The following is an 18,958-nucleotide window of genomic DNA, read 5'->3' as shown; positions in this document are numbered from 1 at the left end:
TAGTCTTTGGGGCGGCCCTAAGGACCGCCCCAAAACTTTAAACTTCGGTTTTTACCAAGCGTTGCAGTAGCTTCTTTTCTTCCAACGCGTACCATTCTAAAATGTACTCGAGAACTTCTGAGACTGCCTCATCAGCTTCGTCCTGGGTTTGTGCCGCATATACGGTTTCAACGAATGGTTCAGCTTCCGGACCGTCCACTAAAATAGCTTTAACCTTATTCCAATTAAGTCCGTTCAACACCTCATCGGGATTCTTCACATCTGCTGCAAGAACTACCCGGCGGGCTGGTTTTTGCTCAGTTTCGCGTAGCAATTCTAGGGAAAGAATCGAAGCATCTTCAGTTGCTTCAAAGTCGGCTACCTCAACCGCCTCAGCCCCAGTCAAGGTAACTTCAGGAACGACTGCTTGCCGGGCTGGTACTTTTTCTAGGAACAAGTCTTCTAGGGTCGCTGGAATAAATACGCGCATACTTTCATTGTGCCACTGTTTTCGATAAGAGTGTATTTTCTAGATAGTCTTTTAGACTATCTAATGCCTGTACGAATTTATTGTGCGGAGCAAGCTGTACCAGTGGTTGTGCTTTTAAGACCGCTTCTTCAAGTTCGCTAGTTTCTTCAAGCATTAGAAACGGAATATTTGCCGCAATAGTATTTAGCACGCGGTGAATAGATTGTTTAAGTTTTCGATCTTTCCCACTGATTTTCGCCCTATTTATTAATATCATGTCTATCTGAATATCATTTTCGGCGCAATCATCTAAGATATACCCCAAACGAGTTAGGCCAACGGCGTCTGCTTTTGCTATAAGTATGACAACATCAGCTTCTTGCAACAGGCGCAGGTTAATATCTTCTTTTGAGGGAACAAAACTGAGTTGTGCTGGATCTGTATCTCCAATCCCTGCGCCTAAATCTAAAACTAGATTTGCTTGCTTCTTCTGGATTTCTATAAGTTCAAGAATCCCTTCTGAAGTTACTTGCCTCCAACGGTCGGCTCTGGTGAGTCCTGGCAGTAGCTGACAGTTATCGCTGATTGGCAGCATCATTTCGCTTAGGTTCTGGACGGTTAACTCACCGCGGTTACGTAATCCCAGGGCTGCGGCCAGTCCGGCTCCCCCGGGAGCTTCTCCGGCTAGTTGTAGTAATGAGGGTGCTTGCAGGTCAGCATCAATGATGGTTACTGGTTGTTTTTCGCTACTCCATTGGTACCCGAAGTTCAGTGCGATCGTAGATCTTCCGGGGGCTCCGTGAGTTCCCCAAAAAGCAATTACTTTTCCGTCTAGGGGTGCTTCATTTTGCGTTTCAGGATGTTCTATTGGCGTTAGGATTCCGAAGAGCTTTTCTTTTATCCCTAGTGTAAGAGTCTCTATAATATCGGCTGGGTTTCCGTATTCGCAGACCGCGGATTCCCCTCGGTTACGAGTAGTTAGAGCATTTTCTACAAGCAGCAGGGTGAATACTTCGGCTGCGTTCATATCGTCTAGGAACTGTGCGTCTAGTCCGTGTGCGTCTGCATCAGCAATGAGAATGCGGCTAGTTCCTGATTGGATTGTGGCGCGCGCGTCAGCAGCATCTGCGCAGCGTTTTATTACTGTGTATTTGCCGCTGTGTTTGTTAAGTTCTTTAATGACTTCAGGTTCGTAGGGTTGCCTGACCCAGACGACTACGTTTTCGCTACTCATGTTCAGCCTTTGGGTACTAATACTAGTTGGTGCTGGTTATTCGCGTGTTCAAGAATTACTGGGAGTTCTGCTTCGGGGACAGAGATTTCCACTGCCTGCGCTCTTTCAGTAAGTATCCGATTTTGGCTTTCCGGCAGATTGTAGACTATTACCTGTTCACTCAGGCGCTGTGCTTTGTTGGGTTCTGGTGAATTTCCGTTTTCTTCAGGGACTACCCAGAGTTCTACTTTTGACCCGACTTTAACTGAGGTGGGAATTTTCGGGGTTACGTTTATGACTATCTGACGATATGCTTGGGAATTTTCTTTTACGAGGGCGGCTTTGGGTAGCATTTCACCTTTGTTAATGGTTCGTGTGGTCAGGGTGTTTTCTGTTAGTTGCCCGGCTCTTAGATAGGCATCGCCGTCGACTCTTGCTGAGATGACTTTCAGGTCGCTCAAAGTGATGATTTGTCCGGCGGGGATATCTTTGGTGGCTTCATAGTATTCTTGACCACCGCGGGCTTTGTTGATGAGCAGGGTGGTAAGACTGATTGAGATGATGATGAGGAAAACACCGATTAAGAATTTTGGATCGGTAAGTACTCGCTTACCTTTGGCTGTATTTGTATGCACTTTAGTTTTGGAAGAGAGAATCATAGTTCTATCATGCCTGAAACTATGTTTCTTTGGGGGTTATCCACAGGAAGTAGTAAAAACTGTTACAGACTGACGCTTTTAAGGCATACTGTTAGGTATGAACCCTCGTTTTTACACCTTAGCTGATGTAGCTGAAGTACTGAATATTAGTATGTCCGCTACCCGTGCGTTGGTGCATTCTGGTGATTTACCTGCTATTCAGATTGGCGGTAAAAATGCGTGGCGAGTTGAGGCAACTGAGCTTGAGGCTTTTATTCAGCGTCAGTATGAGCTGACTCGCCAGCGGATTAAGTCCGGTGAGTTACAGGCCTAGTAGTCGCACTGAGAACACGATTTCTGTACGAATCGTTAGGTTTCGTTGCGGTTGTTCTGTGACAAAGTCTAGGTGGTCTTTGTAAACTGCGGTTAAGTATCCGCTGAGGTTTGTTCCATTCGTTAGCTTTAGCATTACTCTGCTGCGTGAGCGTGCGATTCTACGTAGGATTTGTTGTATTTCGGCGCGTTTTTCAAGCAGGCCAGGGGTTTTATTATTGCCACCGAGTCCTTCAATTACGCTGCAGGTGGAGAGATTTACGAGTTCTTCAACACCAGCAATTTTAAGCAGAATCCAGTTTTTTACGACTTCTTGCACTATCCCTTTAAGGGGTTCTACTCCGTTTCCGTATACGGAGATTTCTTTTCCGAGGGCGCTTTGCAGTCTGTCTTGCAAATAAATTTGCGCTATTTCTCCTTCAGCGATTTCAGCTGCTTCTAGAAGTTCTGCTTGACGGTGTTGGGCAAGTAGTTCTGCTTCGAGCTGGTCAATGATGAATTTGATATGCATAGTTTGATTCAAGCGGATTTCATTTGGGTTTCCAAGCTTTTTTCATAACAAAAGACTAACTATTGACGCTACAGAGTAACTTATATATATTTATATTATTCGATACGAACTAATATGAACTGATAAGGTTTGTAGCAAAATGAACACTCTCCCCTCCACCGTTAGCCTACTTGGTTTCTACCGCAAATCATTCCTAGCTATTGTCTTCTCTGCCGCTACCACCGGCTTAGCCGGCTTCACCCTGCTAGAAATTCAACCGCTACTGCCAGCTAATCCCGTAGCGGTTTTCAACCAGCCAATTTCCACCGGCTCCAACCTATTACTACTGCCTCTCGTATTAGCAGCACTCTTGGTAATGCTCATAAGCTTCTGGATTTGCGTCTCACACCTAAGTGCGGCTGGCGCTGTCACCATGAGCCATTTGGGTTACAGAGTCAATCTGCACTCATTCAGCAAGTCCCTTTGGTGTGCGCCAAGCGCTCGAAAACTACTGTTACGTACCGTAACTACTACAATTCTGGCAGCAACTAGCATTTCACCAGCCTTCGCTTCTGAAACTACCACCCCGGCGGAAGACTTACATTGGGGCACCACAACCACCGTCCCCAGCATTTCCCCAACCGCGCAGCCAACTACCAGCTCAACAAGCTCAGACAATACGCCCTCGGAAACCACCAACCCTACCAACACAACACCTGAATCAACCCCAGCGACCAGTTGGACGGTACGCGAAGGTGACTGCCTGTGGGATATTGCAGCCTCCCAACTAGCCTCTACCGACGCCAGTAAAATCAACGAATACTGGCACCAAATTTGGAAAGCCAACGCAGAAATTATTGGCTCAAACCCAAACCTAATTCTCCCCGGACAAGTTCTAACCCTGCCTTCCACTCACACACACTGAACTCTTTTCAAAGTCGAAAGGAACTCCCATGAATCCATTAGTTGTAGCTTCCACTATGCATCGCACTCGCCGACCATTCGCCGCAACCAAAAAATGCGAACGAGCTTCAAGATGGTACAATCTAGATGCTTCTTGGGACTACGCTACCCTCCCCACCAATCTGCGTAGCATTCACAATCTCTTCCCCAACCCAGACAGCGCAACCGTGCGACACCTTCCAGACCCTAAACTCTGGTCCAGATCAATCGCGGCCGCCCTATTAGAAGTAATGAGCGGGCGACGCCCGGTCCAGCAACTAGAACGTTGGCTTGATGACCGTATTTTCGAAGCCTTAACCCGCCGCGTTGAACTAAACCAGCGTCTTTCCGGAAAACCACCCAAAACCAGTGCAGCTAAAGTTCTTTCTAGCCGCGTATGCGTGGTGAATGACCATGTTATTGAAACCACTCACTCAGTATTCATCACAGGCACTACTCACGCGGTATGCGTACGGCTAGAAGCACGTCGTAACCAATGGCTAGTCACCGCGATTGAAGCCCTTTAAAACTAAGTGACTCAGATTACCTTCAAGGTTTTTCTTATGCCCTGACCTCCCAGAGAATATAGAAAACCTCTACAATGAAAGGGACTATGTTTTATTAAATTAGTGCTTCGTAGACCCACAACCTGCGGGCCACTAGAAACGACATTGGAGTAACGTGTCTATTTTCGATAAGATTCTACGAATCGGCGAAGGTCGCGCCCTCAAAAAGCTTGAACAGCTAGCCGACCAGATTGAAGCACTAGAAGAAGATTTTAAAGCACTCTCTGAAGAGCAGCTACGCGGCAAAACTGCAGAATTCAAGGGACGTTTGGAAGCAGGCGAAACCCTCGATGACCTTTTGGTAGAGGCTTTCGCAACCGTTCGTGAAGCCTCCGCTCGCGTACTGGGAATGCGCCCGTTCCGCGTCCAGCTAATTGGTGGTGCTGCCCTTCATCAAGGCAACATTGCGGAAATGAAAACCGGTGAAGGTAAGACCCTGGTAGCTACCTTGCCTTCCTACTTACGTGCACTAACTGGAGATGGCGTACACGTAGTTACCGTCAACGATTACCTGGCTTCCTACCAGTCCGACATCATGGGTCGCGTATACCGTTACCTAGGTTTAACTTGTGGTTGTATCCTAGCTGGACAGACTCCAGATCAGCGTCGCAAGCAGTACAACTGCGACATCACTTATGGCACTAACAACGAGTTCGGTTTCGACTACCTGCGTGACAATATGGCGCAGGTTCCAGAAGAAATGGTTCAGCGTGGCCATAACTTCGTAATCGTCGACGAAGTTGACTCCATTTTGATTGACGAAGCCCGCACCCCACTGATTATCTCCGGCCCTGCAACCGGCGACGTAAACGCCTGGTACTCAACTTTCTCCCTGCTAGTGCTAAAGATGAAAGCTGGCACCGACTATGAAGTTGATGAAAAGAAACGCACTGTCGGTGTTTTAGAACCAGGTATTGAATTCATCGAAGATCAGTTAGGCATTGAAAACCTCTACGATGCGGCCTACACTCCGTTGATTGGTTTCCTCAACAATGCTTTGAAAGCTAAGGAACTTTTCAAGCGCGACCGCGATTACATCGTGGCCGATGGTGAAGTACTTATTGTCGACGAACACACCGGTCGTGTTCTGCCAGGCCGACGCTACAACGAAGGTATGCACCAGGCTATTGAAGCCAAGGAAAACGTTAAGATTCAGGCTGAAAACCAGACTCTGGCAACTATCACCTTGCAGAACTATTTCCGTCTCTACCCTGAGGGCTCTCGTTCCGGCATGACTGGTACTGCAGAAACGGAAGCTGCTGAATTCGTCTCCACCTACAAGATTGGTGTTATTCCAATCCCTACGAACCGTCCAATGATTCGTAAAGACCAGCCAGATCTTATCTTCCCAACCTTTGAAGGTAAGATGCGTGCGGTTATTGAAGACATTGTCGAACGCCACCGTAAGGGGCAGCCCGTACTGGTTGGTACTACTTCAGTTGAGAAATCCGAACTAGTTTCTCGCATGTTGAAAGAACGCGGAGTTCCACACGAAGTTCTGAATGCTAAGCAGCATAAGCGTGAAGCTGCAGTAGTTGCTATGGCTGGCCGTAAGGGTGCTGTCACGGTAGCTACGAACATGGCTGGTCGTGGTACCGACATTATGCTGGGCGGCAACCCCGAACACCTAGCTGTAGCCGAAATGGCTTCTAAGGGGCTGGATCCAAAAGAGGATTCAGAAGCATACGAAGCAGAATGGCCACTGGCATTAGAGCGTGCTCGTAATGCTGTAGCAGCTGAACATGATGAAGTTTTGGAACTCGGTGGTCTGTATGTTTTGGGTACAGAGCGTCACGAATCCCGCCGTATTGACAACCAGCTGCGTGGTCGTTCCGGCCGTCAGGGTGATCCGGGCGAGTCCCGCTTCTACCTGTCCATGGAAGATGACTTAATGCGTCTGTTTAACTCTGGTTTAGCTCAGCGCATTATGGCTTCCGGAGCTTACCCAGAAGATCTCCCAATCGAATCTAAGATGGTATCGAAATCTATTGCTTCCGCACAGGCACAGGTTGAAGGTCGTAACTTTGAGATTCGTAAGAATGTTTTGAAGTATGACGACGTTATGACTGGTCAGCGTGAAACTATCTATGGTGAACGTCAGCGAGTTCTAAACGGCGAAAACATGGAACCTCAGATGAAACGTTTCATGGAAATTATCATCGCCAACGTAGTGAACCAGAGCTTTAACTCTGAAACTAATGAACTTGATTATGAAGCACTGTCAGAAGCATTACGTAGCGTCTACCCAGCTTCTATCACTCCACAGCAGATTATGGATGCTGCTGGTGGCGAGCGTGTCGTTTCTGCCGAGGACTTCATTTTCGAATACACCGAAGATATTAAAGCAGAATACGAACGTTTAGAAGAACGCTTAAACCAGAATCCTTTGGCACTAGCACAGCTAGGTAAAGAACCTATGCGTGTTCTGGAACGCCGAGTAGTCTTGGCTACCGTGGACCGCCTCTGGCGTGAACACCTATACGAGATGGATTACCTAAAGGAAGGTATCGGCCTACGCGCCATGGGTCAGCGTGATCCATTGGTTGAATACGGCGAAGAAGGCGCTCAGATGTTCTCTGCCATGATGGAAAACATTCGAGAAGACTCTGTAACTCAGGCTTTCTCTTTCGCCGGCCAGTTCGAATTAGCCTACCAGCAGCAGCAAGAAGCTGCTTTGCAAGCCGCTAAGGAAGAGGCAGTAAAGAAGAACTTGGCTGCCCCTAACGCTGCAGACATTATGGGCGACACTGGTAAGGAACATTTGGGTAAGCTCACTACCTCTGGTCCTGCTGAGACTGCTGAGGAACCTCGCGGCAACCGTCAAGAACGCCGTAAAAAGAAGTGATATAGAGTTTTCCTGATTTTTAGTTAGGGGGTTCCACTTATGTGGAGCCCTCTAAACCTATAGCAAATAAAAGGTTTGAGGTCGCAACCACAGTGTTGCAACCTCAAACCTTTTGAAATGAAATGAAATGGAGTTTTGAGACAGTTAGGTTACGATGCTACCACCGTGTTCAGGCGAATCACACCGTAGGTCCAGCCTTCGCGGTGGTAAACCACGCATGGCTGTCCGGTTTCTACGTCGACGAAGAGGAAGAATGGGTGACCTACCAACTCCATCTGGTATAGTGCCTGATCTACCGTCATCGGCTCTGCCTCATGTAGCTTCTGACGGACAATTACTGGAGAATCCCCGAACTGTTCTTCACGTACTTCACCTGGTTTCAGGTCTGCAGCAGAACGCAGACTTTCTTCCGCGGTAACCGGGGCTTCTTCTACTTCAACTTCGTCTGGAACGATACCACCTAAATCAACTGCGATTGGGGTGTCGTAGCGGCGACGGTGATCCTTAGCGCGGTCACGAGCACGGCGCAGACGCTCAAATAGTTTTCCTACTGCAATGTCTACTGCTGCGTGACGGTCAGAGCTTGACGCTTCTGCACGAATGATTGGACCTTTACCAAAAACAGTTAATTCAATTCGTTCAGCCGTTTCTGCTTGACGTGGGTTCCGCTCGTGCGTGAGTTCAACATCAATTCGCTGAGCCCGTGGATATAGCTGCGTTACTTTAGCTACTTTTTCTTCAACGTAGGCGCGGAAGTTAGGGTGAATTTCAGCGTTACGACCAACAATGGTGATATCCATGGTTTCCTCCATGATCCTTTAGGGGACTCCCTGGTGGAGTTTCCCAATCCAGTGAAAATACCTGAGAACAACAGTTTCAGGCTTTGCAGTTAAGCAATCACCTCACTTAAATATTCCTTCACCCCTCTGTGAAGGTTATACTCAATAATACCTCATTTTGGTGGCACGCGTCACTTTATTGCGTCTTTTCAAGATTTGCTAAACAAATAATTCCCACCACTTCCCCACCAGCTAACTGCACCACGCGCATTCCCTCACGCATAGTCGCGCCAGTAGTAACCACATCATCTACTAAAATCACTCTCTTACCCGTAAAATCTCCTCTTACTCCCATCGTTCCACGCCTACTTCCACGCCGAGACACCCCACTTTTACCTCGTTGACTGCCACTTCCCCCAACACCCCACAACTGCTTAAAAGCAGTCCACAGACCGCCCTCGGAAAAGAAAAACAAACCGTCTTCAACCGACGCAACCAAATTTGCTGAGTCGCACCCCCGTGCCACTCCCTCTGCCAAAGTCGGAGTCACCAACATTCCCCGCCAAACACGCTGCCAATGCGAAGGCAAAGGAACTACCACCACCTCATCTAAAGGATCTAAATCCAGCGCTAACTCCACTCCCAAAACTTCTCCAACTGCCTCCAGCCAAATGGAAAAATCTAAAACACGATCGTGCTTAGCACTTAAAATCAACGAACGTAGATCCCCCACATAAGAGCCTAAAGACAACCCCGGTAAGAAACCTCCCGCATCCAGCGCAAACCGAAACCGTCGCAAACCAGAAATAGAACCAGCAAAGCAACGCAGACAAAGCCCCTGCCCCCACTCACCACAAACCACACACTGCGTAGGGAAAAGCAAATCAAGAAACTCGTTCACCCAGGTTTTAAACTGCACGCATTCAGGTTCTCACAACAGAAAACCCCATAAAACCCCCTGTGGATAACCCGAGGTGTACTTCTAATGTGGGAAAGCCCGGTACTTTACGTCAGAAACCAACGCATTCCATAATGACCCGGAACGCACGAAATACTTACCCTCGTCAGTTTCAATCTGCAAGAACTGCTCTGACGCGCCACCAGAAATTCGCACAGCTTTCTCAGGAGCCCGAATTTTCTCTGCCGCCGCACCCAAATGGGCAATCAACACGTACCGATTAACGGCCTCTGCCTGCAAAATCGCAATCGTCGCATTCCCCACCCACGTAGCATCCAAAACGCGGGCAGTACCGCTATTTAAAACCTCAATCTCGCCTAGTGAAACCGGCCGCGCATCAACATTTCTGCGAATGGGTAAAATCCCCACACTAGGAGCATCTCCCCCACGTTGCACCAGGAGCCGCGCTCCATCAGGAGACACCCGCACCGCGGTAATCAGCTCCTCAGCTCCCCAGGGAGACTCAAACACAATCGGGTCAGTCCCCGACCGAACGACAACGATTTTCCCTTTAACTACCGTCCACGTCCAGTTAGCTCGATCAACAGAAGGTGCGCTTAAACTATCAGCAGTATAAATCTCCACCGGTTGCGCATTACGCGCGACCACAACCAGTTTAGAGTTAGATTGAATATAAGCAGTTAATGAATCTTCTAAAGGCCCGCGCGTAGGGAAACTTACTGGTTCCTCCCCCAGTGTACTTGCGGAAACTACAATATCTTTCTTGCTATCACGCTCACGGATAAGACCGTCTTTTCCGACGCTCACAATATTATCGAGTGCCCATTGTGGTCCCGTTGGAACTGGCTGTTCAGTCACCAGTACTCCATTGACGCGCAAGTGCACTTCAGACACGCTTGGTACTTGCAACAAGGTAGCGTTTACTTGCCATTTGAAAAGCAGTTGTGCTTCTTCTGTGCCTAAGCCGGTCCCCTCTATCGCGACTTCCGCAACAGAATCATTTACTTCGACATTTTGGAGTGGCAGCACAGCCCCTTCGGGAGCTGCATTAATAACTGCGGGTGCGATTCCTGCTGATGGTCCAGCTAGAATCGCCTGCATTAGGTATGAGGCTAATCGACGCCGAGGAAACCAACGGTGGTCAGCTACCAGGGTGCGTTTATCCGTGGTTGGGAAAAATACTGAGCTATATTGGAAGGCCGCGCGGAAGGAGGATTCTGAGATCACCGCGCCATCAGGCAAGCCTTTGATGCGCCATTGGTTTTGCGCGTCTTTAACGAGTTCAAAATCAGAGGTGTAAACCGAGTTAGTTTTTTCAATCCCGTAGGTGCCGTCTTTCGCCACAGATGCGTGGATACGTGTCGCGGCAGTGATTTTACTTTCCCCATTGTAGGAAATTATCGGAGTGTAATCATCAGAGTATACGTATACCGCGGTGTCTGGTTTCCAGGTTTTCTTTGCCGTTTCAGTAAGGTAGGAACGGGCAACTTGGAAATCATCTGACCAGCCAGCAGCGGTAGCGCGCAAAAAGTCACGGACAATGGTGTCGGGCTCGGCATCTTTAACTGGACCAAAGCCTTTTAGAACCAGGGATGCGGAAGTATTTTCCTGCAGTTCAAAAGGGGTTACGGGTCCTGCGGTTGGCAGGGTTTGGCAGGCACTAGCAAAGAGAATAGTTCCGAGGGCGGCAGCGAAAACTTTTAGTTTAGTCTTCATTACTTACCTCTTTCACAAACTCTTCAATTTGTTTTTGCGTGTAGTTTTCCCACAGCAACAAAGCTGGTTCGGTGACGGTCATCCCCGGTTTCCGAGAGACACTGACCATGAATGCACTTCCCTGTCCCAGTTCACCGTGAGCTTCGATGCGACCGTTATGTAAGGCCACGTCTTCAGCCGCGATTGATAGCCCCAGCCCAGTACCACCCGTGGTGCGCGTACGGGCTGGGTCAGCGCGGAAGAAACGATCGAATACACGGGCAGCGGTTTCAGGGGTCATGCCAACCCCGAAATCCCTGACACGGACGCTAGTTACCTGTTCAGTTGAAGCAATCTCAATCTGAACGGGTTTGCCTTCCGCGTGTTCAATCGCGTTAACCAGGAAGTTCCGCAGGACGCGTTCAATTCGACGGGAGTCAATGTGGGCGACGCAGCGTTGCGTGGTGGGTTTAATAGTGACTTTAACGCCAAGTTTTTTAGCAAGTACCTTGTCCGCATCCACTACTTTGCGGACGAGTTCTTTGAAGTCAGTATCTTCTGCATCTAACTGAGCTGTATTGGAGTCGTGGCGCGAAATTTCCAGCAAATCTGCAAGCATTTTTTCAAAACGATCAACCTGGCTGTGCAGTAACTCAGCTGAGCGAGCTACCAGTGGGCTCATCGTGTCGCGTTCGTCGTAGATTATTTCTTCCGCCATCCGAATGGTAGTCAATGGTGTACGGAGTTCATGAGAAACATCCGAGACGAAACGTTGTTGAAGTTGGGAAAGCTCATCATATTCCGCGATTTGGTTCGACAGAGACTGTGCCATGTAGTTGAAGGATTTGCCTAACTGTGCCATCTCGTCTTCACCACGGGGTTCCACCCGAACACTTAGGTCACCTTTAGCGAGTTCTCGAGCTGCCTGCGCGGTAACGCGTACCGGACGGAGCATATCGAAAAGTACCCACAGGATTCCCCCACCGAGGAAGATTACAACCGGAATAGTACCAAACACGAGGCTTTGCGTCATTACTAAGATAGTGTCTTCTTCGTGTTGTAAAGAATAAACCGAATACAGCTCGTAGGGACCGGCAAGTGGGAGGATCACCGTCGCGCCTACGACGATTCCAGGTGTAACGTTTCCTGCACTATCTTTAATAGCTACAGATTGGTAGAACTGCCCCTTAGTTTTCGCCATTTCCGCCCGCATTTCCGGGGTAATCACATCTACCAAATCGCGGTCAATAAGTTCGTTGATAGCAAAGGTAGTGGGTGCATCCGGTGAGCGTAGCAGCATAGTAGTAACAACGCCTGAGCCAGATTTTGTCGATCGTAGTGAGGACACCAGCTGGTTAGCGAGGTTCTGCACTTGGTCAGTAGTTGTGGCTGTGGACTGTTCGAAAGCAGTTTGTACCTGGTTAATAGTTACGGAAGCGTCGTCAATAATTTGTTCTTTACGCTGCTCGTAAATGGAGTTTCTTACCTGGTAGGTTACACCTACGAAAAGGAGTGACAGAATGGTCATGACAATAACTGCCATGCCCACTGAGACGCGTACTGAGAGAGACTCTTTCAGTAGCTTCCGCAGTTTAAGTATGGTGGTGGCTAAACGTGAAACCTGTGGTTGTTCAGCTGCTTCACTCAAGAGATAGCAGCCCCAGCTCGGTATCCGACACCACGAACCGTAATAACGATTTCTGGGTGTTCCGGATCGCGTTCAATTTTTGCTCGCAGACGCTGTACGTGTACGTTTACTAGGCGTGTATCAGCTGCATGGCGGTATCCCCACACAGTTTCAAGGAGTTCTTCGCGTGAGAAGACTTTCCAAGGGGATCGACCGAGGGCTACCAGCAGGTCGAATTCCAGTGGGGTGAGCTGAATAGGCTGACCTGCACGGGTAACGTGGTGTCCGGATACGTCAACTACTAGGTCCCCTAGACGAACGTGTTCTTCCGTGGTTTCTTCTCGACCACGCAGGCGGGCTTTAACCCGCGCAATCAGTTCTTTTGGCTTAAACGGCTTTGGCACATAGTCATCTGCTCCGGCTTCCAAACCAGCAACTACGTCAGCCGTGTCGGAACGAGCAGTGAGCATCACGATGGGAACGTCAGATTTTTGACGAATCAGCGAACAGATTTCAATACCATCCATTCCCGGGAGCATAACATCCAAGAGAACTAAATCTGGCTGAGTGGCTGCAAAAGTTTCTAAGGCAGCGTCTCCGGAATGGCAGTAGTCAACATTGTATCCTTCGGTTTCTAATACAATGCCAATCATTTCGGCGAGGGCGGTATCGTCATCTACGACTAAAACTTTTGCTGTCATGGTTACAATTTTGTCACGAAAAAGTATTTTTGAGGGTGGTTTGGGCTGTGTTTTCTTTATTCGTAGGTTTTCACACTCAGTTGTGTACGCCACGGGTCTCGCGGTAAACCAATCCGAGCTTTCCGTCCCGCTTCTTTCACAGCTTCTGCCAAAGCGGAAATATCTGCTTCTGTGGGTTCTGGAGGTTCGGTACTGAATGCAAGGCGAATTACTTGCCACCCATTTGGTGCTGTAAAAGTATTCGCATGATGTTCACAAAACTCTGACGTGTACGGGGCTTTTTCCGGAGGAAGTGGCCCTAATACGGCAGTGGCTTCAGCATAGTTGTATGTAAGGGTTGCGACGGCTCTTTCCTCACAACCAAAATGGACGCACTGTCGATGGGCTTTCATAGTTTTTAGGATAGTTGTTGGCATGTGGGTTTTCTAGTTAAACGGTTCTTAGTTCTTTAGTTAGACTGGTTTTATGCGTGCTATTTCTAGAAGACGAAACCGCCATGGGCGCTCTCAACGTTCTCCACTTTTCTTACCTGGTGTGCCTGCTCGCGCCTCTTGGAAGGATTCTTTTGAACAGATTGTGGCGTGGAATTTCCAAGAAATTGCACAGCGTTACCCTGAGGTTACGCAGATTGAAGTGGCTTTTGAGGATGCTCCCCCTTCTGATCCAGCTCCTTGGGAAGATCATTCGGTGAGTTTAGCTAGGCATTTTTCTGCTAGTAAAACTGTAGGTTTAAAAGCCCGAATTGTGCTTTATCGCTTGCCGATTCACGCGCGTGCAGGGCGTTCCACTTTCAGAGAAATCGGTGCTCCCCTACACGCTATGGTCAGGTCTCTCTTGATTCAGCATCTTTCAGAGCTCACCGGTATTTCTGAAGCTGACTTACACGGTAAGCAGTTTTAATCAGCTAGGTTAAGCTTAAGGCTTGGCAGTGCTGCTTCTGGGCTTACGAACTGTAAGCGAGTCACTAACGTGGTTTTTCCCTCCAGCTTTTTGATTACCATACCTGCGTAAATTGGCTGCGTCGAGTTAATCTCAAGTTTGTCGCTATTTACTGCATGAGTGAGTTCAGAGTTATGCGGAACCTGTACTTCAACCCCATTGACAGTTACTTTCACAGCAACATCACTGGGATTATATAGCGCTAAGAGCCGCTCTTTCTCACCATTTTGCAAAGCAGGAAGCGGGGTTTTTAAGCTAGTCAGCGCAGCAGTGGCACTCCAAATCGTACGGTCTGCGAGCACATTATCGTCTTCTTTATCGCCGCCCTCGAAAATGCTAGTAATATTGGCGACCAGCGGCTTATCTGACTGCAAAATTAGGGTTTTAGAGCCCTCACCAATGCCTGCTAAATCGAGTTCAAAAACAGCTGAACCGGCAATTTCAATATTTTCAGCACCTGGTAGTGGTTTAGTTCCCAATGGGTCTGCTACCAAAATTTTCGCAGTGGCTACTTCATTGCGTGGATTCAAAATTTGGATTTTTGTTCCGTTCGAGGAAGCTACCACGCTGGGGAAAATATTTTCTTTCGAGGGCGCTACCACCGGTGCTACAGTTTCCAAACCACGACTTGCCAGTCCTTTTTCTCCTGCAGAGTGAAGAGTGACTACTACTCCCGGACCGTGTACAGAAGCATGTAGCCCTAAGCGGTCTTCATCTGGAAAGAAACTAGCGACGTTAAAAGTCTCTGTAGTATTTGCGGGAATCGTTAAGCTAGGGCCGTGCGAAAACTTACCGGTACCATTCCACGCTTCCAGAGTTATCTGAGTAGCATTACCTGAGGGATTAGTAACTGTTAGGTAGGTGGATTCTCCTACCCCGGTGTTCCCCGTAGCAAACCAGGAATGAATCTGCGCCGTACTACAGTTAGCAGTAGTAATACCTTTTAAAGTAGCGTTACTAGCCGCAGTGAAAGTAGTGCCCGCGAAGCTACTCTTTCCGGTAGTAGATACTGACACTAATGTTGGTTGGTTAGCGTCAATCACTTTTTGACCTCTAGTTGGCTGGGATAACGGAGTTTTTCCGTTTTCTCCCAGTGTTTTCACTGCCGTTACAGTAGTGCCTTCAGTGGTGTTCAAAAAGACTTTCCCAGTGGTGGCTTCCGTTTTAGCTTCCGTGGGGAAACCGACGTTACATCCCAGCAGATAACTGTGCTCTGGTAAAGTTGCTAGATTAGTAACTTCACGCTGAAAATCTGAATTAATCGCATACTGTGAAGAACGTGGTAGCCACAGGTCTGCTGAAAAAGCGAAGGTTGCCGCACTGAGCAGGGCGATTCCAGAAATGCCTAAGGTTGTGAGAGTACCAACCACTTTACCTTTGGAAATTAGTTTCTGAGCGGTACTTTCTGCATGCGTGTCTTCGGTGATTTCAGGTTCCGGGGTTTCTTCGGCGATGGTATCTGCACAACGAGTCTCATTCGACATCGGTTCGGCCCCTTCCATTAACTGGGATTGCCCCAATCAGCATTCCTAACAGGCTTGCAGTTGCAGCTAGCCACCAAACTGGTAGCCAATCTGCGTACCAGCTCATACGTAGTTGCCCGGCTTCTGCTGGAACTGCGTATGCTTGCTGCCATCCGTAGTCGGTAGCAGTAAGTTCCGCACCATTCAAAGTAGCATTCCAGCCACTGTGTTTCGGCTCAGCAAGAATCAGCAAGCTTTCAACATTAGCGGCTTCTGCGGGGAGCTCAACTGGACCGAGCGTAGGGTCAGCAATTGGCAGATACTTCTGTCCGATTTTAAGGTAGGCGCGGGATGGTTCTAAGCCGAATGGGCGCAACCGCCACAAGCTACCTGCTCCTGCTTCACCAGCACGTTTCAAAATCGGGCTCTGCTCTAAAGCTAACAAAGCGGTTTCCCGTGCTAGAGAATCATTCACAGACAGGGCAACTTCATCAATGCCGAACTCCAGTAGTTTACTTCCGTCAGTAGTATCAGGAGCAGTCAGCAGTTCGGTCACTGCAGTTGCCAAAGCTTGCTGTGCCGGAGCGCTTTGTTTAGTGATATTAAAATCGGCGCCTACCCGAGCTTTCAAAACAGTTTGAGCGTTATTCCACCGCTGTAGTGGAGTTGAGTCCGCAAGCTGCTTACCGTCACCCCGAAGCAGTGAGGCTTCTACTCCCTGATCAGTAACGTTCAATAAAAGGAACTTTGCAGAACGCTCAGAAAGCTGAGCTTCCACTGTCGTTGCAGGCGTTAAGTAGCGGGGAGCTGGCTTAACTACCTGCGGTTGTGTTCCTATTTGAGGGAACCATAGCAAGGCAGGTACCAAAGCTAGGGCGAAAATTACTAGCGCCGTAAGTGCTTGGAACCGGTAGGCAGAACGTTCCTTCAGCGTAGTCGTGTCCAAACGCTTAATCCGGTGTTCCAAATCATTTCCACCTGCGCTTGGCTGTTCCCCAGATTCTTGCTTCCGAGGGCGCTTACGCAATGCCTTCATACGACGAGCCATCGACTTTTCCAAACGACGACGCCCTCTGTAAGAATGCAGGTATTCTTGCAAAACCAAGTTTGGAATACTACCAGCAGATGCCAGCATCCAGCAAAGAGTTGCAAGCAAAATGCCAATACCTGCCCACCCGTAGATGAGTTCACCGCCCTCGGAAATAATAATTCGCGAAGTCAATACCGCAGCCCCGGTTGCCAACACGCCCACCAGGAACGCAATGCGTGCTCGCAAAACCCAACGCTGCAGGTTAAACAAAGCTAAGCCGGCACCTACGAAAATCACCACCCCTGGAACCAACCAAGCAAAAGTTAAGTAAGGCAGTAATACTTCCGGCAAATACTGTGCGAAAGGCACACTCAAAGAGTGATGGTCTTGTGGAAGCCCTAAACCAATCTCCCAAGTATTAGCCTGTGCAAAAGCCAATCCAGAAACCGTATCAGCAAACAGTACCTGCCAACGTGCTTTCCCTGAGGAAGTAACGAAATGAATCCACAACGGAATCAAGAAGACTGCCGCAGGCAAAGACAACATCAACTGCGTCAAACGTCGCTGCGGAGTAAAAATAGCCACTCCAATAACCAGTGGAACTAAAAGAAGCGTAAGCCATGGGGCAGCTCCGGTTAAGACCAGTAAAGCTAAGGTTGCTAAAGCTGGATATTGGAAGCTACGGGAACTATCAAAAATGCTAATTTCCTCTGTAAACGCACCCCTAATATAGAGTGGCACGACGTGTGCACTCGTATGCAACCAAGCCCGCATGAAAAGTGGCAAAGCTACAGCAACTAAAAGAGTTGCCAAACGTCCCTCAGACCAAGAAATCAACACCGTTGGGCTTCCCACCCAAAGCAGAGCCAGGAGCAGACGCCATCCCCAACGGTGGGTGATTACGCGGCTACCCCAATACATGGAAATCCAAATTAGCGCTGGACTTAAACGCCAGAAGAAATTCAGCTGCTCATGTGGAGTAATCCCAAAGAGTGCCAAAGGCGCAGTTAGTACAGAAAAAACAGGGAGTAGTGTATCCACTGGTCCCGGAGTGCCAATTCCCCCCAGGTTCCAGCCCGACCACGCCTGCCAGAACAGGCTGCTATAGGAATCTGGAAGATTAGCCCAGGCTCCTCCACTGATACCAGTCGCAAAGTCACGGGTAAATAAAATGCTGGCGATTGCAAACAGTGTAAAACCGGTAGAGGCTACCAGGCGGTTAACACTGCGGTGACGCTTCAACAAGCCTGCTGCAATTGGTTCCAAACTATTGCTGCGAATCAAGCGGCGTTCTTTACGACTTTGCACACGCTTATGGCGGTTTACTTCCATCTGCGTAGCTTCGAGGCTCTTCAACGTGCTAACTGGAACCTTCGCATAACACTTCACTCGGTGACGCGCCACAAACACTTTACTAAGGTTCGCGTACAGTGTGGTGAAAGCAGCGACTTCTGCATAAGCTAAGTCTAAACGCTTCTGCAAAAGACGCCCCAGCGTACGCAGCAACGTCCACAGGGGAAGCCCCAAAAGGGTCAGGAATAGCTTTAGGCCAGAGGTTAAAAGCAAACCATTATATAGCTGTGCAACGCGACGAGCTTTGAAAGACCCGTCAGTATCAGGAACAGTATCTGTACGTAAATCGCGGTAAGAAAGTCGAGCGTGTGCAAGTTTTGCCTGCGGTACTACGACAACGCGGTGCCCGCCTAAACGAACGCGACGGCAGAATTCTAAGCCATCTCCAAAAGGGGTTAAGAATGTGTCTAAACCACCAGTTTCCTGCCAAATCTCATTTTTAACGAGCATACCGGCAGTGCCCACTGCCAAAACGTCAGAGATGTCGTCGTACTGCCCCTGATCGATTTCATCGGCTGATTCAATCTCTAAACGACGGCCAGAACGCGTTGCTTTAATACCAACTTCAAGGATTCTGTCAGAGTCAGACCAGGCAACCTGTTTTGGACCAACTACAGCGGTGGTTAAACCGGCTTTAGTAGCTTCTAGCAGCAACTCCAAACAATCTAGTTCTGGGGCAGAGTCATCATGTAGAAACCATAGCCAATCTACCCGATCTAAGACTGGTAAGGCATCGATACTGCGTTGCACCGCTTCACCGTAGGTTTTTACGTTAGGTACCTGGAGAATTTCTAGTCCAGGAATAGGTTCTAGCAGGGATTTTGCAGTATTGACGACGATGATTTTCTCTGGGCGGTGGGTTTGAGAAAGTAAAGCCGAAACTGTTCGGCGCAGATATGGAGTAAGCCCTCGTGTGACTACGAGGGCAACTACGGTTGGCTCAGTCATGAGACCCCTTTATCGTTCACTCCTAAGAG

General features: G+C 48.7%; 17 protein-coding genes. 5 read left to right on the top strand and 12 right to left on the bottom strand.

Going from position 1 to position 18,958, the window contains the following annotated elements; genetic code table 11:
* Positions 1-37 precede the first annotated feature (37 nt).
* From HMPREF0044_RS02950 to HMPREF0044_RS02940, 3 genes are read right to left on the bottom strand one after another with little or no spacing between them, the layout of a single operon-like run.
* Entirely contained in the window at positions 38-469 is a 432-nt protein-coding gene (locus tag HMPREF0044_RS02950) for a DUF6912 family protein (protein WP_006546620.1), read from the bottom strand.
* Between the two features lie 4 nt (positions 470-473).
* The gene (locus HMPREF0044_RS02945) at positions 474-1,682 is read right to left on the bottom strand and encodes a CpaE/TadZ family protein (RefSeq protein ID WP_006546619.1); all 1,209 of its coding nucleotides are present in this window, start codon (positions 1,680-1,682) and stop codon (positions 474-476) included.
* A gap of 2 nt (positions 1,683-1,684) precedes the next feature.
* A complete protein-coding gene (locus HMPREF0044_RS02940) occupies positions 1,685-2,320 on the bottom strand; it encodes an SAF domain-containing protein (protein WP_006546618.1) in 636 nt (211 codons plus the stop codon).
* A 97-nt stretch (positions 2,321-2,417) separates the two neighbouring features.
* Between HMPREF0044_RS02940 and HMPREF0044_RS02935 the strand changes: the two genes are divergently transcribed.
* Positions 2,418-2,633, top strand: a complete 216-nt coding sequence (locus tag HMPREF0044_RS02935) for a helix-turn-helix domain-containing protein (protein WP_006546617.1) — start codon at positions 2,418-2,420, stop codon at positions 2,631-2,633.
* On the opposite strand, the gene HMPREF0044_RS02930 is transcribed toward HMPREF0044_RS02935, so the two are convergent.
* Positions 2,622-3,143 (bottom strand): hypothetical protein, encoded by a 522-nt coding sequence (locus tag HMPREF0044_RS02930; RefSeq protein WP_006546616.1) that lies wholly within the window; start codon positions 3,141-3,143, stop codon positions 2,622-2,624. The two genes, HMPREF0044_RS02935 and HMPREF0044_RS02930, sit on opposite strands and share 12 nt — an antisense overlap.
* A 139-nt stretch (positions 3,144-3,282) precedes the next feature.
* Between HMPREF0044_RS02930 and HMPREF0044_RS08280 the strand changes: the two genes are divergently transcribed.
* The 3 genes from HMPREF0044_RS08280 (at position 3,283) to secA (ending at position 7,475) form a co-directional block, all read left to right on the top strand.
* Complete coding sequence (locus HMPREF0044_RS08280; RefSeq protein WP_006546615.1) at positions 3,283-4,047, top strand: LysM peptidoglycan-binding domain-containing protein; 765 nt, start codon at positions 3,283-3,285, stop codon at positions 4,045-4,047.
* Positions 4,048-4,075: 28 nt separating this feature from the next.
* Positions 4,076-4,591: an Rv3235 family protein gene (locus tag HMPREF0044_RS02920; protein ID WP_006546614.1), complete on the top strand. Its 516-nt coding sequence runs from the start codon at positions 4,076-4,078 to the stop codon at positions 4,589-4,591.
* A 154-nt stretch (positions 4,592-4,745) separates the two neighbouring features.
* Positions 4,746-7,475, top strand: a complete 2,730-nt coding sequence (gene secA / locus HMPREF0044_RS02915) for a preprotein translocase subunit SecA (RefSeq protein WP_006546613.1) — start codon at positions 4,746-4,748, stop codon at positions 7,473-7,475.
* Positions 7,476-7,624: 149 nt separating this feature from the next.
* Here the strand turns inward: secA and hpf are convergent, their stop codons facing one another.
* From hpf to HMPREF0044_RS02885, 6 genes are all read right to left on the bottom strand, one after another.
* A complete protein-coding gene (gene hpf, locus HMPREF0044_RS02910; RefSeq protein WP_040312756.1) occupies positions 7,625-8,275 on the bottom strand; it encodes a ribosome hibernation-promoting factor, HPF/YfiA family in 651 nt (216 codons plus the stop codon).
* Positions 8,276-8,450: 175 nt separating this feature from the next.
* Entirely contained in the window at positions 8,451-9,173 is a 723-nt protein-coding gene (locus tag HMPREF0044_RS02905; RefSeq protein WP_006546611.1) for a ComF family protein, read from the bottom strand.
* Between the two features lie 63 nt (positions 9,174-9,236).
* Positions 9,237-10,889: an LpqB family beta-propeller domain-containing protein gene (locus HMPREF0044_RS02900; protein ID WP_006546610.1), complete on the bottom strand. Its 1,653-nt coding sequence runs from the start codon at positions 10,887-10,889 to the stop codon at positions 9,237-9,239.
* Positions 10,879-12,516, bottom strand: coding sequence for an MtrAB system histidine kinase MtrB (mtrB, locus tag HMPREF0044_RS02895; protein WP_006546609.1), 1,638 nt, complete (start codon positions 12,514-12,516; stop codon positions 10,879-10,881). The genes HMPREF0044_RS02900 and mtrB overlap by 11 nt, the downstream gene beginning before the upstream one ends.
* Positions 12,513-13,196: an MtrAB system response regulator MtrA gene (gene mtrA / locus HMPREF0044_RS02890; RefSeq protein ID WP_006546608.1), complete on the bottom strand. Its 684-nt coding sequence runs from the start codon at positions 13,194-13,196 to the stop codon at positions 12,513-12,515. The genes mtrB and mtrA overlap by 4 nt, the downstream gene beginning before the upstream one ends.
* 56 nt (positions 13,197-13,252) lie before the next feature.
* Complete coding sequence (locus tag HMPREF0044_RS02885) at positions 13,253-13,612, bottom strand: DUF3499 family protein (protein WP_006546607.1); 360 nt, start codon at positions 13,610-13,612, stop codon at positions 13,253-13,255.
* A 49-nt stretch (positions 13,613-13,661) separates the two neighbouring features.
* Here HMPREF0044_RS02885 and HMPREF0044_RS02880 point away from each other — a divergent pair, with 49 nt between their 5' ends.
* Positions 13,662-14,096, top strand: coding sequence for a metallopeptidase family protein (locus HMPREF0044_RS02880; RefSeq protein WP_006546606.1), 435 nt, complete (start codon positions 13,662-13,664; stop codon positions 14,094-14,096).
* On the opposite strand, the gene HMPREF0044_RS02875 is transcribed toward HMPREF0044_RS02880, so the two are convergent.
* Positions 14,093-15,619: a DUF5719 family protein gene (locus HMPREF0044_RS02875; RefSeq protein WP_040312755.1), complete on the bottom strand. Its 1,527-nt coding sequence runs from the start codon at positions 15,617-15,619 to the stop codon at positions 14,093-14,095. The two genes, HMPREF0044_RS02880 and HMPREF0044_RS02875, sit on opposite strands and share 4 nt — an antisense overlap.
* On the bottom strand, positions 15,609-18,929 hold the full coding sequence (locus HMPREF0044_RS02870) for a glycosyltransferase family 2 protein (protein WP_006546604.1): 3,321 nt from the start codon (positions 18,927-18,929) through the stop codon (positions 15,609-15,611). The genes HMPREF0044_RS02875 and HMPREF0044_RS02870 overlap by 11 nt, the downstream gene beginning before the upstream one ends.
* Positions 18,930-18,958 lie beyond the last annotated feature (29 nt).

It is taken from the genome of Gleimia coleocanis DSM 15436 (assembly GCF_000159015.1).
Classification (GTDB): Bacteria; Actinomycetota; Actinomycetes; order Actinomycetales; family Actinomycetaceae; genus Gleimia; species Gleimia coleocanis.
This window is presented reverse-complemented; position numbering and strand designations above follow the sequence as displayed.

Coding starts and splice junctions, on each gene's coding strand:
- HMPREF0044_RS02930 (WP_006546616.1), bottom strand. CDS start 3,143: ATGCATATCAAATTCATCATTGACCAGCTCGAAGCAGAACTACTTGCC.
- HMPREF0044_RS02880 (WP_006546606.1), top strand. CDS start 13,662: ATGCGTGCTATTTCTAGAAGACGAAACCGCCATGGGCGCTCTCAACGT.
- HMPREF0044_RS02920 (WP_006546614.1), top strand. CDS start 4,076: ATGAATCCATTAGTTGTAGCTTCCACTATGCATCGCACTCGCCGACCA.
- HMPREF0044_RS02875 (WP_040312755.1), bottom strand. CDS start 15,619: ATGTCGAATGAGACTCGTTGTGCAGATACCATCGCCGAAGAAACCCCG.
- HMPREF0044_RS02950 (WP_006546620.1), bottom strand. CDS start 469: ATGCGCGTATTTATTCCAGCGACCCTAGAAGACTTGTTCCTAGAAAAA.
- HMPREF0044_RS02945 (WP_006546619.1), bottom strand. CDS start 1,682: ATGAGTAGCGAAAACGTAGTCGTCTGGGTCAGGCAACCCTACGAACCT.
- HMPREF0044_RS02935 (WP_006546617.1), top strand. CDS start 2,418: ATGAACCCTCGTTTTTACACCTTAGCTGATGTAGCTGAAGTACTGAAT.
- HMPREF0044_RS02940 (WP_006546618.1), bottom strand. CDS start 2,320: ATGATTCTCTCTTCCAAAACTAAAGTGCATACAAATACAGCCAAAGGT.
- HMPREF0044_RS02885 (WP_006546607.1), bottom strand. CDS start 13,612: ATGCCAACAACTATCCTAAAAACTATGAAAGCCCATCGACAGTGCGTC.
- mtrA (WP_006546608.1), bottom strand. CDS start 13,196: ATGACAGCAAAAGTTTTAGTCGTAGATGACGATACCGCCCTCGCCGAA.
- HMPREF0044_RS02900 (WP_006546610.1), bottom strand. CDS start 10,889: ATGAAGACTAAACTAAAAGTTTTCGCTGCCGCCCTCGGAACTATTCTC.
- HMPREF0044_RS02870 (WP_006546604.1), bottom strand. CDS start 18,929: ATGACTGAGCCAACCGTAGTTGCCCTCGTAGTCACACGAGGGCTTACT.
- HMPREF0044_RS08280 (WP_006546615.1), top strand. CDS start 3,283: ATGAACACTCTCCCCTCCACCGTTAGCCTACTTGGTTTCTACCGCAAA.
- hpf (WP_040312756.1), bottom strand. CDS start 8,275: ATGGATATCACCATTGTTGGTCGTAACGCTGAAATTCACCCTAACTTC.